Raw genomic sequence first — 11,997 nt, 5'->3', positions numbered from 1 at the left:
GGAGCGGCGCGAGATGACCAGGTTTCCTGCCGTCATGGCCTTCGCGGCCGGCTTCGCGACGATGCTCAGCGCCACCCTTTCGCCGACGCGTGCCCAGGAAGCGGAACTCGAGCCCTGGCGGTTCAACGCCACCGCCTATGGCTGGCTCACCAGCATCAGCGGCAGCACGACCGCCAAGGGCCAGACCTTCGACGTCAATGCGGGCTTCTTCGACATCCTGAGCAACAGCAGCTCGATCGCCGCCTTCGACGGCTATGTCGAGGCCAACAAGGGCAAGGTGGGCCTCTACGGCGACCTGGTCTGGTCCAACCTCGGCTTCTCCAAGTCGGCCGCGCGCTACCGCAATCCCGTGCCCGGCCTCACGGTCAGCGGCGTTGCCAACGCGCAACTCAACCTGCAGACGACCATCGTCGAGGTGGGCGGCATCTACGAGTTCGCCCGCTGGTCGCACAGCCCGACCTCGTTCACCGCGCTCGATGGGTTGCTCGGCATCCGCTACTGGAACAATGCCGTCGAGGCCAAGATCGACACGACTGCCACCGCCAACGTCTACAATCTCGGGCTGGAGCGCTCGATGGGCCTCACCATCGCGCGCGAAAACAGCCTCGAATGGATCGACCCAGTCATAGGCTTCCGGCTGCGCCACCAGTTCACGCCCACCCAGTCGGCCTCCCTGCGCGGCGACATCGGTGGCTTCGGCCTCGGCAGCCAGCTCTCCTGGCAGGCCGTCGGCGTCTACAGCTACGGCTGGAAGGTCGACAACTACCTCCTCGCCGGCATGATCGGCTACCGCGCGCTCGCGGCAAACTACAGCGCCGGCTGGGGGCTCAGCACGCGCGGCATGGACATCATCATGCACGGTCCGTTGATCGGGTTCTCTGTGAAGTTCTGAAGAGGGCGAGGCGCCGCTAGCCGTGCGGGAGTTCGAAGACCTGCCGGATGCGGCCGACCAGCCAGGAGACCGATCCCTCCGTTACCTCCGATGGGACGGTGCTGCCGGCCGTCGCCTTGTTGGCGCGGCGCGACAGGGTCACGCTGATCTCGTCGGCAATGCTCGGCCGGTCCTTCATCAGGGTGGCCATCGCCGCTTGCCCGACTTCATAGACGACGGTCGCCGTCAGGGCCCGCACCGTTCCCATTTCGCCGGTCGCGGTGAACAGGCCGCCTTCGCCGAAATAGTCGCCGGGCGACAGGCGGCCGAGCTCGATCTCGCTTTCCCCGACACGGCGCGAGACCGCGACGACGCCGCTGCGGATCACCATGAGCGTGTTGAGAGTGGCCCCCTGCTCGACCAGAACATCGCCCTTCCGGTAGATCTTGCGCACCATCGTGGGCGCCAGCAGGGCCTTCTCCTCCTCCGTCAGCGAACCGAACAACGGCACGGAATCGAGCATCCTGAGGCTGGTCGGCCGGCTCGTCGCCGCGGCGAGCGACGGCGGCAGATCGGACGAGCCCTTCGGCGGCGCAAGCGCCAGGCCCGTCGCCTTGGTGTGGCGATAGATCAGGTCGTAGATCTCGTGCTTGGCCGTCGAGGCGCTGGCGAAATCCCTGACGCGGAACGACAGCTCGAACTCGATCGCCTGGGCATCCAGCGACTTGATCTCCACCGTCGGCGCCGGCACGGCCATGATCGACGTGCTGCTGAGCAGCACCGTTCGCATGATCTCGGAAATCGTCGAGGGCGCCATCGTCGGCGACAGGCGAATCGCGAGCTTCACGCCATGCGTGCGGTTGGGGCTGCTGAGATTGGTGAGCTGTGCCTTCGCCAGGCCGCTGTTGGGCAGCACCACCAGGTCGTTCGAGCCATTGAGCAGATGGGTGGCGCGCCAGTTGGTCTCGACGACGCGGCCTTCGATGCCGTTGCCCAGCACGACCCAGTCGCCGACTTCGTAGGGCTTGCTGAGATTGAGCGCGATGCCCGAGAAGACGTCCGCCAACGTGCTCTGCAGCGCAAGGCCCAGGATGATCGCGAACACGCCCGAGGTCGCGATCAGCGTGCCGACCGGCGCGCTGAATACATAGGCCACGATCGACAGCGCGGCGCTGAGATAGATGGCGCCGACGACCAGATCCTGGATCAGCCGACCCTCGCGCGGCCGCCGCTCGAAAATCAGGAACACGCGGGCACAACCGGTCAGGACCCAGGCGCCGTTGACCCACCAGATGATCTTCGCCAGCGCCACGAAGACGCGCTGGAAGATCGGCGTCGTATCGGGTGCGACTTCGTAGGGAACGATCGAGTGGTGATGCAGAAGCGCGGTCAGCGCGACGAAGAACAGGAGCTGGAAGACCAGGCGCCGGGCGGGATATTTGCGCAGCAGGATCCGCGTGCTGATCGCGCCGATCACGGCCAGGACGCCAGTCTGCACGAACGGATCGGCGGCGATATCGGCCGGGGTCAAAGCATCCATCACGATAACCAGACGGTCCTGCCCGGCTGCAAGGCCGCGCTTGGAGAAGTGGCGTCCCCGAGAGGATTCGAACCTCCGACCTCCGGTTTAGGAAACCGCTGCTCTATCCGGCTGAGCTACGGGGACTTAAGGTTTTTTTAGCGCATCTGTTGGCTGTTTGGGACTCTTGTTTGGGACTTCGCTCGCGTCCCGTTCCCGACGCTTCGGTCGCCTCAACGCTTGCGGACGAACTCGGCACGCAGGACCAGACCCTTGATGGTGTCGTGGCGGCAGTCGATCTCCTGGGCATCGCCGGTCAGGCGGATGGTCTTGATCACCGTGCCGCGCTGCAGGGTCTGGTTGGAGCCCTTGACCTTCAAATCCTTGATCAGGAGGACGCTGTCACCGTCGGCCAGCAGGTTGCCGGCCGAATCGCGCACCTCGACGGCTCCCGCAGGAGCTTCGGCTGCAGCCTTCTTCGCGGCGGCTTCGGCCGCAGGTATCCACTCGCCGCTGGCCTCGTCGTAGACATAGTCGTCGTCGTTGTCGGCCATTTTCGCTTCGGCTCCTGCAAGAAAGCCTGCGCTCTACAGGCCGGGAACTGCCGTCGCAACCCGGCGCATTGTCTCCCCTGAAGTGTCGTCTCCTACGGGGACGTGAGGGTTTTCCGGCTCATCCGCAGGCGGTTTGGGAATCCCGTTTGGATCTTCACGCCATCGCGGCCAGCCGCGCCGCGTGCCGGTTGTGCTCAGCCACCGTGCGTTCGAGGTCGATGGTCACGATCTTGCCGTCGCGCACGATCGGGCGGCCGGCGACGACGGTGTGGCGGGCCGCCTGCGGGGCGCAGAAGAGCGTGGCGGCCACGGGGTCGGCGAGGGCGCCGGCATAGCCGAGGCTGTTGAGATCGAGGGCGAAGAAATCGCATTGCTTGCCGATGGCCAGCGCACCGATGTCGTCGCGGCCCAGCAGCGCGGCGCCGCCCAGGGTGGCGAGTTCGAGGGCCTGGCGCGCGGTCATCCATTCGGCGTCGCGGCTCGGGTCGGAGGTCGAGAGGGTCGTGTCGGGGCCCTCCGGCGGGCGCAGGCCGATCTGCAGACGGGCCAGCAGCATCGCCTGCCTCACCTCGCCCAGCATGTGGTTGCCGTCGTTGCTGGCCGAGCCGTCGACGCCGATGCCGACCTTCACGCCGGCGCGGCGGTACTTCATCACCGGCGCGATGCCCGAGGCCAGCCGCATGTTCGAGCAGGGGCAGTGGCAGGCGCCGATGCCGGCGCGGGCGAACTCCCGGATCTCGGCATCGTTCACATGGATGGCGTGCGCATACCACACATCGTCGCCGGCCCACTCGACGGAGCGCATGTACTCGACGGGCCGCATGCCCCAGCGCTGCAAGGTGTAGCGTTCCTCGTCGAGCGTCTCGCAGAGATGGGTGTGCAGGCGGATGCCGCTCCGGCGGCCGAGCGCCGCCGACTGGCGCAGCAGCTCGGGCGTCACCGAGAAGGGCGAGCACGGCGCCAGCACGATCTGCGTCATCGAGCCGGGCTTCGCGTCGTGGTACCGCGCGATGACCCGCTCGCAATCCTTCAGGATATCGTCCTCGTCCTCGACGCAGGAGTCCGGCGGCAGGCCACCCTTCGACTGGCCGAGCGACATGGAGCCGCGCGAGACGGCGAAGCGGATGCCGATCTCCTGCGCCGCCGCGATCTGGTCGTCGACCGCGCAGCCGTTGCGGAAGACATAGGCGTGATCGAACACCGTCGTGCAGCCCGACAGAGCGAGCTCGGCGCATCCCACCAGCGTGGCCGTGCGGCTGGCCTCCGGCGTGCGCGCCGCCCACAGAAGGTAATGAGCCTGTAGCCAACGGAAGAGATTGTTGTTCTGCGCCACCGGCAGGGCGCGGGTCAGAGTCTGGTCGAGATGGTGATGGCCGTTGATCAGGCCCGGCAGGACGATGTGGCCCTTGAGGTCCATCACCGTGTCGGCGGTCGCCGGCAGCGAAGCCGAGGAGCCGACGGCCGTGATGACGCCATCGACCGCGAATATCCCGCCCTCGGCGATCTCGCGGCGCTGCTCGTCCATCGTGACGACGAGCGCATTTTTCACCAAAAGTGTCGCCATCTTCCCGACCGATGCCGCCTTCCCGACTGGTCCCGACCATCTCGCCGGCTCTTGGCTCCTTAGCTCATCGAGCGTTTTGTCGCCAGTCGCGTTCCCAATCCCGAGATCCGCATCCGGAACAACTGGTCGCTAAGGCGCCGCGAAAAGATCGCTGCGATCTGACCGGCAACGCCGCCCTGACGATTGCGTTGGCGTGGCACACACAAGGAATATGTCCATGGGTTTGCTCGATGTCCTGACCGGAATGCGCAATGGTCCGCGCGGCGGCCTTGGTGGTGGAGGAGGAGGCGGCATGTCGCCCATCACCATGGCCTTGCTCGGTCTGCTGGCCTACAAGGCGGTCAAGGGGTTCAGCACCGCCAAGCCCGCCGGCCCGGGCATGGCCCCGGCAAGCGGGGGCGGCTTGGACGATATACTCAAGAACGGCTTCGGCAATGCGGGTCAGGGCGGGCTCGGCTCCATTCTGAGTGGCGGTCTCGGTGACCTGCTGAAACAGTTCCAGGGCGCCGGCAAATCCGACATCGCCGACTCCTGGGTGAGCCGGAACGAGAACAAGCCGATCGGGGCCGGCGATCTCAGCCGCGTCCTCACGCCCGAGCAGATCGAATTCCTTAGCCAGCGCACCGGCCTTACCCGCGAGCAACTTCTCGCAGGCCTGGCGGCACAGCTACCCGGCGCGATCGACGAGCTGACGCCGCAGGGTCGTCTGCCCAGTCCCGACGAGTTCGATCGTCCCGCGACCAAGACGTCCTGAGGGAGCGCAGCGATGGGTATTTTGTGGATCGTCGTCATCGGCTTCGTCGCCGGCATCATTGCGCGCCTGCTGGCGCCCGGCCCGAACAAGCCGTCGGGATTCATCCTGACGACGGTGTTGGGCATTGCAGGCGCGTTCGTCGCGACGTTCATCGGCCAGGCCGTCGGCTGGTACCGCCCCGACCAGGGCGCAGGCTTCATTGCCGCCACCGTCGGCGCGATCGTCGTTCTGTTCATCTGGAATCGCATCGCCGCCCGCCGGGCGATGTAGGTATGAGAGGAAGCGCAGGCAAATCCCGCCTGCGCTTCACATCATGCCTTGGGAATGCGGATCTTCTGGCCGGGGAAGATCAGGTTCGGATCCTTGATCACCTCGCGATTGGCTTCGAAGATCTTCGGATACTTGTTTGCATCGCCGTAGAACTGCTTGGCGACGGCCGACAGCGTGTCGCCGGACTCGATCAGATAGTACTGCGTCCCGTCGTCGATTGAAGTAGGCGCCACTCCCGCGACCTTGACTTCCCCGACACCCATCATATTGCCGGCCATCAGGATGGCCTTCTGCAGAGCCTCGACGGGACCGCTGCCCGTCAATTCGACGATGCCATTCTCGAACTTGACGGCAAGGTCCTTCAGGCCCGGATTGTCCTTCTCGATCTCCGCCTTGATCTTGGCGCCAGGATCGGGATCGCCTTCGCCGAAGATCTTCTTTCCGATGGTCTTCACGAAATCGAACAATCCGCTCATGGCGCACTCCTGCTGCTTGGCTGATGCCGTTGAACGGTCCCGTCGAGCGCGGCGTTGCCCTTTGGGACAAAAGCTTCGAGTACCTTCCGGATCTCCGCCGCTGCGTCGGGATCGAAACCGGTAGAGGCCTCGTAGAGATGAAGCAGCCTCTCCTGCAGAAGCTGATCGGCCCGTGCAGGCGGCAGGGAATGCAGATTACGCGGGACTGCGAATGTGAGACCCGCATTGACGTCGCCTGCGGCCGTGGCCGGCATCCGTGCCAGGGCGGAGCCGATCTTGGCCAGAACATGCATGAGGCCCATCGCGCCCGCCACGAGATGCCGGCGATTCGTCATATCCGGCGTGTAGGTATGCTCAAGGAGAGTGAGGGTCACGCCATAAAGCGCGTTGCCGAGATCGAGCAGCCTTGCGGCGGACGGCTCGGTCACCCAGACCCGCTCCAGGCCTTCCGCCGGCTTGCGCATCACGGGGTCCTGCGCGGCGTTGTGGGACGGCTGAAATCGGGGATTGGCAAGCAACGCATCATCCCATTCGCGTCGGATTTCGACGAAGCGCATGAAATGACAATCCTCCTTCTCGCTCGACGATCCTTCGCCTTGTTCGACGATAGCTTCCAAGGCTTCCAGCGCATCATCCAAGCCACGGATGACGCGAAGTCCGGATATTTGAATATCGTCGGGGGAGAGTTGGCGCCCCTGCGACGACGCGAGAAAGGCCTTCTCGCCACAGGCCGTCGCGAAGGCCAGTAACGCCCGGCGTATCTCGTCGTAGAATTCGCCGATCGTCTCATAGTCGGGCGTCGAAGGCGTCAAATGGCCGGGCGTCTGAATGCGTATCGTACCCTCGTGGCGATAATCGTCGTCCGCATCCTGCACCTTCGCCTGCGCAGGACGTTCCAGGAAGACGAAGTGCTCCAGGGTCTCACGGGTAAACGGCGCGAGACGGATGACGAAGCCCGAGGGATGATAGCCGGCGGGCACTGGCAGGTTCGGACGGTTGAAATGCGGCGCGCCGCCCACCGCGACCAGCAGATTGTTGACCAGCGCGAGATGCCCCATTTCCTCGATGGCAACGCCCACGATCGATTTGCGCCAGGCACCGACGAGCTCCCGTTCGGCCTCGCGCAGACTTTCACAGTCATGCGCCTTCAGGCTGAAGGCCGCGTAGAGGTAAGAACAGAGAAGATTGTGTTCGATCTCAGCCGCTTCCGTGAGGAGATGGATGAGATAGTCGCGAGGTCCTGCCATGTCCGGCAACGGGTGGTTGGACCTTTGGATGCGGGTTGCGGAAAATGGTTGGATTCGCAACCGCTCACCCGGGGTTCCGTTCGGTTCGCTCAATCCAACAATTCGGGAGAGCCTGATGGCAAGAATGATTCTGGGTGGCCTCGCAGCCGCTCTTCTGGTGTCCGGCGCGGCGACGATTGCGGCGGCACAAATTCCGTCGGTGCCCGAGCGTACCGGCGTCAATTCGACCCTGGGCGTCGCGCCCTCGACGCAGGATTTCGTGACCCAGGCCGCGATCAGCGACATGGCCGAGATCGAGTCCAGCAAGCTCGCCGTGACCAAGACCGACGGCAAGACCAAGGCCTTCGCCGAGAAGATGATAAAGGATCACACCGAGACCTCGACCGAACTCAAGGGTCTGGTGAGGGGCGGCAAGGTGAGGGCGAACCTGCCCGGAGCGATGGACACCGCGCATCAATCCAAGCTCGACAAGCTGAAAGGCCTGAGCGGGGCCAGCTTCACCAAGGAATACGACGACATGCAGGTCGCGGCGCACAAGGATGCCGTCTCCCTGTTCGAGCGCTATTCCAAGAGCGGCGAGAACGCCGACCTCAAGGCCTTCGCCGCCAAAACCCTGCCCCACCTGCAGATGCATCTGAAGATGGCGGAAGACCTCAAGAAGTAAAACGAACAGAGCCCCGACCGCAGCCGGTCGGGGCTCTCTCATATTCGAGAGAAGCTACTTCTTCGCGGCCGAGCCGGGCTCTGCCTGCTTGGCGTGCTGGCCGGCCATCATCGTCTCCGGCAACACCTTCGCCAAGGCCACCTGCAGCTTGTTCTGCCAGCCGCTGACCACGCCGCTGTCGCCCGCCATCATCGCCTTGAAGCCGTTCTCCGCTACGTCGGCCGGATCGTCCTTCTCCGCCTGCCCCACCTTGGTATCCATCATGTCGGCGCGTTCGAAGAAGTCGGTCTCGGTGGCGCCGGGCATCAGGCAGGTCACCGTGACGCCGCGAGCTTGCACTTCCGCCCTCAACGCGTAGGCGAACATGTCGATGAACGCCTTCGTGCCATTGTAGACGGCCTGATAGGTGCCGGGCATGAAGCCCGCGATCGAGCCGGTGATCAGGATGCGGCCGTTGCCCCGATTGGCCATCTCGCGGCCAACCTTGTGCAGCAGATAGACAGTGCCTGTCACGTTGGTGTCGATGACGTGCCGGATCTCGTCCCACTCCTGGTCGAGGAAGGCCTTGCCCAACCCATGGCCAGCGTTGGCCAGCAGGGCATCGACAGGCCGATCCTTCACAGCCGCCAGGAGCTTGTCGACGCCCTCGGTCGTGGAGAGATCGACGTGCAGCGCCTCAACACTGCCGCCGGCCTGGCCCAAAGTGAGGGCAGACTCCTCGATCCGCGGATCGTCGGCCGCGACCATCAGGTCGAAACCCTCGGCGGCACATCTCTTGGCGAGTTCGAAGCCGATACCGGAGGACGCGCCGGTGACGATGGCAAGCGGGCGCGCCGCGCGGTTCCGGTCCTTGGCGGAAAGGCTCGTATCGAGTGTCTTTTCGCTCGTGTTCGTGGTGTTCATGGCTTCAGAACCACCTTGATGCAGCCATCCTTCTTGTCGCGGAACGTCTTGTAGAGTTCCGGTCCCTCTTCGAGGGTCGCGGTGTGCGTGATCACGAAGGACGGATCGATCTCACCGCGTTCGATGCGTTCCAGCAGCTTCGGCAGATAGTGCTGCACGGGCGTCTGAGCCATGCGGAACGTCAGGCCGCGGTTGATCGCCGAGCCCATCGGGATGTTGTCGAGGAAGCCGCCATAGACGCCGACGATCGAGACGATGCCGAAGTTGCGGCAGCTCTGGATGGCCTGGCGCAGCACGTGCGGCCGATCGGTGCCCATGAAGGTCGCGACCTTCACGCGGTCGATCAGCGAATCGAAGCTCGCCCGCGTCTCCGGTTCGGTGCCGACGGCATCGATGCAGGCATCGGCGCCGCGACCGTGGGTCAGCTCCTGGATGCGGTCGTAGACATCCTCATTCATGAAATCGATGGTGATCGCGCCCGAGGCGGCGGCAAGCGCGAGCCGTTCCGGTACCGTGTCGATGGCGATGACGCGGGCCGCGCCAAGCAGGAACGCGCTCTTGATCGCGAACTGACCCACCGGACCGCAGCCCCAGATGGCGATCGTGTCTTCAGGCTGGATGTTGCAGAAATCCGCCGCCATGTAGCCCGTCGGAAAGATATCCGACAGAAACAGCACCTGCTCGTCGCTCAGCCCGTTGGGGACCTTGATCGGTCCCACATCGGCATAGGGCACGCGCAGATATTCGGCCTGGCCACCGGCATAGCCGCCCAGTAGATGAGTGTAGCCGAACAGGCCTGCCGGTGAGTGTCCCCACATCTTCTCGGCCTTTGCCTTGTCGGGATTGCTTCGCTCGCACCCGGAGAAATGCCCCTTCTTGCAGAAGAAGCATTCGCCGCAGGCGATGGTGAAGGGCACGACGATCCGGTCGCCGACTTTAAGCGCCTTGTTCTCCGCGCCCACTTCGACGACCTCGCCCATCGTCTCATGGCCGAGCACGTCGCCACTCTCCATGCCGGGCATGATGCCGTCGAAGATGTGAAGGTCGGAGCCACAGATGGCGCAGGCCGTCACCTTGATGATGGCATCGCGTGGGTGCTGGATCTTTGGGTCAGGGACGCTTTCGCAGCGCATATCGTGCTTGCCGTGCCAGGTCAGTGCTTTCATCGGGTATGTCCTTCCCAAGAGGGCTTCAGGTGCTGGCGCCGCGCGGACCGCGGGGCTTGCGGCCCTTCACATCCTCGTTCTGGCTACCCGGGATGGCTGCACCGCCATCGTCACGCGTCGCATTCGGATTGGCCTTGACGCGCTCCTGTTGCTGCGAAGGTGAACCACCCCCGCCAGGATTGAGGCGCTCATACTCACGCTCGGGCGGGAGGTCGGATTTCGGTGAGGAACTGGATTCTTGTGTCATCGGGATACCTTTCAGGCATGCGCGAGAACGCGCGACAGATGAGCCAGGGGCGAAGCGTCGTAGCGAGCGAGAAGATCGGCCGGGTCCTGAAACACCGCGATGCAGCCCGCGGCGCGCAGCTCTTCCTCCGACCAGCCGCCGCAGCGCAGGCCGATCGTAAGCAGCCCGGCCTTCAGGGCGGCTTCGGCGTCATAGGGCGTATCTCCCACGACGAGGATTTTGCTCAAGTCGGTAATACCGAGCTTGGCAACCGCCGCCTCAAAAATGTCCGGACAGGGCTTGCTGCGTCTGGCGTCGTCGGACGAGGTCTCGGTCTCGACCAGGTCGTCGATGCCGGCGATTTTCTTGTATTCTGCCAACTCGTCTTCCTTCGCCGACGATCCCAGCGCGACCTGGGTACCGTCGGCCAGCACGCGCTGGACGAGTTCCCGCACCTTGGGAAAGGCTCGGAACCGCGGGAGATAGCGCTCCTTCAACAGGTTGCCGCGATAGGTCTCCAGCGCCTTGCCCGTCTGTTCGATTTCCTCGCGGCTCAGGAACACCGGCATGAGCTGGTCGCCGCCCTTGCCGATCTGTCGCCGTACCTTGTTGAAGGCCACGGAATGACCGAACGCCGCGAAGGCATCCACCCAGGCGCGGGCGTGGAAGTCCACGGAATCGATCAGCGTGCCGTCGACATCGAATATGATGGCACATCCGACTCCAGTGGGCTGGCCGGCCATCTCAGGCCGCCAATGTCGTAAGAAGACGATCGGCACCCGCAGCTTCGATCTTCGGCCGGCGCACGACGGTGGTGACACCCCGGGGGACCTCGCCCTGAGCAACCCTTGCCACGGCGTGGCGGCCATCCAGAAAGCCTTCGGCCCACCGATCCCGTGCCGAAGCGAGGGAGAAGTCGTAGATCAACTCCGGACCGGCCTCGCCACTGACCGGATGGTAGCTGAGGTAAAGGACCGACGGAGCGGCTCGGTCTTCCGCGAGGTCGCGCTGCCACAGGCGGCGCCAGGCTTCGAGGCGATACCAGGTCTGATTGCCGTACATGAGGGCGTTCTTGCGGGCGAGCGCGGCTTGGAGGCCAACGGGCCGCGCGCCGTCACGCGCAAAGAGATCGGCGACGATCACGGTACTGTCCGTACCGGTGAATTCGTCGAGAACGGGTTCGACCGGCGCATTGATCGACAGGCCGCCATCGCCCAGCAGGCGTCCCGCGATCTCGACGGGTGCGAATTCCGGCAGGAAGCCGCAGCTCGCCAGGATGTGGTCGATCTCGATCCGGTCGCCCTTGCCCGTGTCGAAGAGCACCGCATCGCCGGTCTCGATGTCGGTCGTCGCGACGGTGAAGCGGATATCGCCGGAGTTGAGACGGCCGAAGTCGACCGTCTTCTTGAAGAAAGCGACCGTCGGGGCGAGATCGTAGAAGCTGGAGAAGGAAAGGCGCGGCCCCAGCGTCTGGATGTGGCCGGCGGCACCGAACAGCCGCGACTGCACGGCACTGGCCCAGTTGAGCGCATGGCGCGTGATCCCGAAGGACAGCGCGTTCAGGCTCTCTGGCCCGCGCAGCCAGTAGCTGCGCAGAACCTCGCACCGCCGCTCGGCGGACGTACCCGCGATCAGCGCGCCGTTGAGCGTTCCGGCCGAACTGCCGGCGATCCATGCGGGCGAAAGCTTTGGCTCCTTAGCCAAAGCCTCGTAGAGACCCGCCTGATAGGAGCCCAGGGCGACGCCGCCCGAGAGCACCAGCGCAGTGGAGCGGTCCGGCATG

General features: G+C 64.7%; 14 protein-coding genes and 1 tRNA gene. 4 read left to right on the top strand and 11 right to left on the bottom strand.

What is annotated here, in order from left to right:
* The first annotated feature begins 13 nt into the window (after window positions 1–13).
* Window positions 14–892 (top strand): hypothetical protein, encoded by an 879-nt coding sequence (locus AC1ROX_RS04085; protein WP_493122675.1) that lies wholly within the window; start codon window positions 14–16, stop codon window positions 890–892.
* Between the two features lie 16 nt (window positions 893–908).
* On the opposite strand, the gene AC1ROX_RS04080 is transcribed toward AC1ROX_RS04085, so the two are convergent.
* From AC1ROX_RS04080 to AC1ROX_RS04065, 4 genes are all read right to left on the bottom strand, one after another.
* Window positions 909–2,414: a cyclic nucleotide-binding domain-containing protein gene (locus tag AC1ROX_RS04080; RefSeq protein ID WP_493122673.1), complete on the bottom strand. Its 1,506-nt coding sequence runs from the start codon at window positions 2,412–2,414 to the stop codon at window positions 909–911.
* Between the two features lie 46 nt (window positions 2,415–2,460).
* Window positions 2,461–2,537: transfer RNA gene (locus AC1ROX_RS04075), tRNA-Arg, on the bottom strand.
* 86 nt (window positions 2,538–2,623) lie between these two features.
* A complete protein-coding gene (locus AC1ROX_RS04070; RefSeq protein WP_493122671.1) occupies window positions 2,624–2,944 on the bottom strand; it encodes an alkylphosphonate utilization protein in 321 nt (106 codons plus the stop codon).
* A gap of 154 nt (window positions 2,945–3,098) precedes the next feature.
* Window positions 3,099–4,508, bottom strand: coding sequence for an 8-oxoguanine deaminase (locus AC1ROX_RS04065; protein WP_493122669.1), 1,410 nt, complete (start codon window positions 4,506–4,508; stop codon window positions 3,099–3,101).
* A gap of 292 nt (window positions 4,509–4,800) precedes the next feature.
* Between AC1ROX_RS04065 and AC1ROX_RS04060 the strand changes: the two genes are divergently transcribed.
* Together AC1ROX_RS04060 and AC1ROX_RS04055 are read left to right on the top strand one after the other, a co-directional pair.
* A complete protein-coding gene (locus tag AC1ROX_RS04060) occupies window positions 4,801–5,262 on the top strand; it encodes a YidB family protein (protein WP_493122667.1) in 462 nt (153 codons plus the stop codon).
* Between the two features lie 12 nt (window positions 5,263–5,274).
* Window positions 5,275–5,532 carry a GlsB/YeaQ/YmgE family stress response membrane protein gene (locus AC1ROX_RS04055; protein WP_493122665.1) on the top strand — a complete coding sequence of 86 codons (258 nt, stop codon included), beginning with the start codon at window positions 5,275–5,277 and terminating at the stop codon, window positions 5,530–5,532.
* A 41-nt stretch (window positions 5,533–5,573) separates the two neighbouring features.
* On the opposite strand, the gene lysM is transcribed toward AC1ROX_RS04055, so the two are convergent.
* Together lysM and AC1ROX_RS04045 are read right to left on the bottom strand one after the other, a co-directional pair.
* On the bottom strand, window positions 5,574–6,008 hold the full coding sequence (gene lysM / locus AC1ROX_RS04050) for a peptidoglycan-binding protein LysM (protein WP_493122663.1): 435 nt from the start codon (window positions 6,006–6,008) through the stop codon (window positions 5,574–5,576).
* Entirely contained in the window at window positions 6,005–7,348 is a 1,344-nt protein-coding gene (locus AC1ROX_RS04045) for a ferritin-like domain-containing protein (protein WP_493122661.1), read from the bottom strand. The genes lysM and AC1ROX_RS04045 overlap by 4 nt, the downstream gene beginning before the upstream one ends.
* Before the next feature lie 22 nt (window positions 7,349–7,370).
* On the opposite strand from AC1ROX_RS04045, the gene AC1ROX_RS04040 reads away from it, so the two are divergent.
* On the top strand, window positions 7,371–7,919 hold the full coding sequence (locus AC1ROX_RS04040; RefSeq protein ID WP_493122659.1) for a DUF4142 domain-containing protein: 549 nt from the start codon (window positions 7,371–7,373) through the stop codon (window positions 7,917–7,919).
* A gap of 54 nt (window positions 7,920–7,973) precedes the next feature.
* Here AC1ROX_RS04040 and AC1ROX_RS04035 read toward each other — a convergent pair whose 3' ends face one another.
* The 5 genes from AC1ROX_RS04035 to AC1ROX_RS04015 are packed head-to-tail and all read right to left on the bottom strand — an operon-like array spanning window position 7,974 to window position 11,996.
* Window positions 7,974–8,822, bottom strand: coding sequence for an SDR family NAD(P)-dependent oxidoreductase (locus AC1ROX_RS04035; protein WP_493122657.1), 849 nt, complete (start codon window positions 8,820–8,822; stop codon window positions 7,974–7,976).
* Window positions 8,819–9,988, bottom strand: a complete 1,170-nt coding sequence (locus AC1ROX_RS04030; RefSeq protein WP_493122655.1) for a zinc-dependent alcohol dehydrogenase — start codon at window positions 9,986–9,988, stop codon at window positions 8,819–8,821. The genes AC1ROX_RS04035 and AC1ROX_RS04030 overlap by 4 nt, the downstream gene beginning before the upstream one ends.
* A 25-nt stretch (window positions 9,989–10,013) precedes the next feature.
* A complete protein-coding gene (locus tag AC1ROX_RS04025; protein ID WP_493122653.1) occupies window positions 10,014–10,235 on the bottom strand; it encodes a hypothetical protein in 222 nt (73 codons plus the stop codon).
* 11 nt (window positions 10,236–10,246) lie between these two features.
* Window positions 10,247–10,957, bottom strand: a complete 711-nt coding sequence (locus tag AC1ROX_RS04020) for an HAD family hydrolase (RefSeq protein WP_493122651.1) — start codon at window positions 10,955–10,957, stop codon at window positions 10,247–10,249.
* Window position 10,958: 1 nt separating this feature from the next.
* Entirely contained in the window at window positions 10,959–11,996 is a 1,038-nt protein-coding gene (locus AC1ROX_RS04015; RefSeq protein WP_493122649.1) for a patatin-like phospholipase family protein, read from the bottom strand.
* Window position 11,997: the final 1 nt, after the last annotated feature.

The organism is Reyranella sp. GW821-FHT14A01, from assembly GCF_058803965.1.
The sequence above is the reverse complement of the archived record's forward strand: the minus strand, read 5'-3'. Positions and strand labels throughout refer to the sequence as shown.

Coding starts and splice junctions, on each gene's coding strand:
- AC1ROX_RS04085 (WP_493122675.1), top strand. CDS start 14: ATGACCAGGTTTCCTGCCGTCATGGCCTTCGCGGCCGGCTTCGCGACG.
- AC1ROX_RS04070 (WP_493122671.1), bottom strand. CDS start 2,944: ATGGCCGACAACGACGACGACTATGTCTACGACGAGGCCAGCGGCGAG.
- AC1ROX_RS04065 (WP_493122669.1), bottom strand. CDS start 4,508: ATGGCGACACTTTTGGTGAAAAATGCGCTCGTCGTCACGATGGACGAG.
- AC1ROX_RS04060 (WP_493122667.1), top strand. CDS start 4,801: ATGTCGCCCATCACCATGGCCTTGCTCGGTCTGCTGGCCTACAAGGCG.
- AC1ROX_RS04055 (WP_493122665.1), top strand. CDS start 5,275: ATGGGTATTTTGTGGATCGTCGTCATCGGCTTCGTCGCCGGCATCATT.
- lysM (WP_493122663.1), bottom strand. CDS start 6,008: ATGAGCGGATTGTTCGATTTCGTGAAGACCATCGGAAAGAAGATCTTC.
- AC1ROX_RS04040 (WP_493122659.1), top strand. CDS start 7,371: ATGGCAAGAATGATTCTGGGTGGCCTCGCAGCCGCTCTTCTGGTGTCC.
- AC1ROX_RS04035 (WP_493122657.1), bottom strand. CDS start 8,822: ATGAACACCACGAACACGAGCGAAAAGACACTCGATACGAGCCTTTCC.
- AC1ROX_RS04030 (WP_493122655.1), bottom strand. CDS start 9,988: ATGAAAGCACTGACCTGGCACGGCAAGCACGATATGCGCTGCGAAAGC.
- AC1ROX_RS04025 (WP_493122653.1), bottom strand. CDS start 10,235: ATGACACAAGAATCCAGTTCCTCACCGAAATCCGACCTCCCGCCCGAG.
- AC1ROX_RS04020 (WP_493122651.1), bottom strand. CDS start 10,957: ATGGCCGGCCAGCCCACTGGAGTCGGATGTGCCATCATATTCGATGTC.
- AC1ROX_RS04015 (WP_493122649.1), bottom strand. CDS start 11,996: ATGCCGGACCGCTCCACTGCGCTGGTGCTCTCGGGCGGCGTCGCCCTG.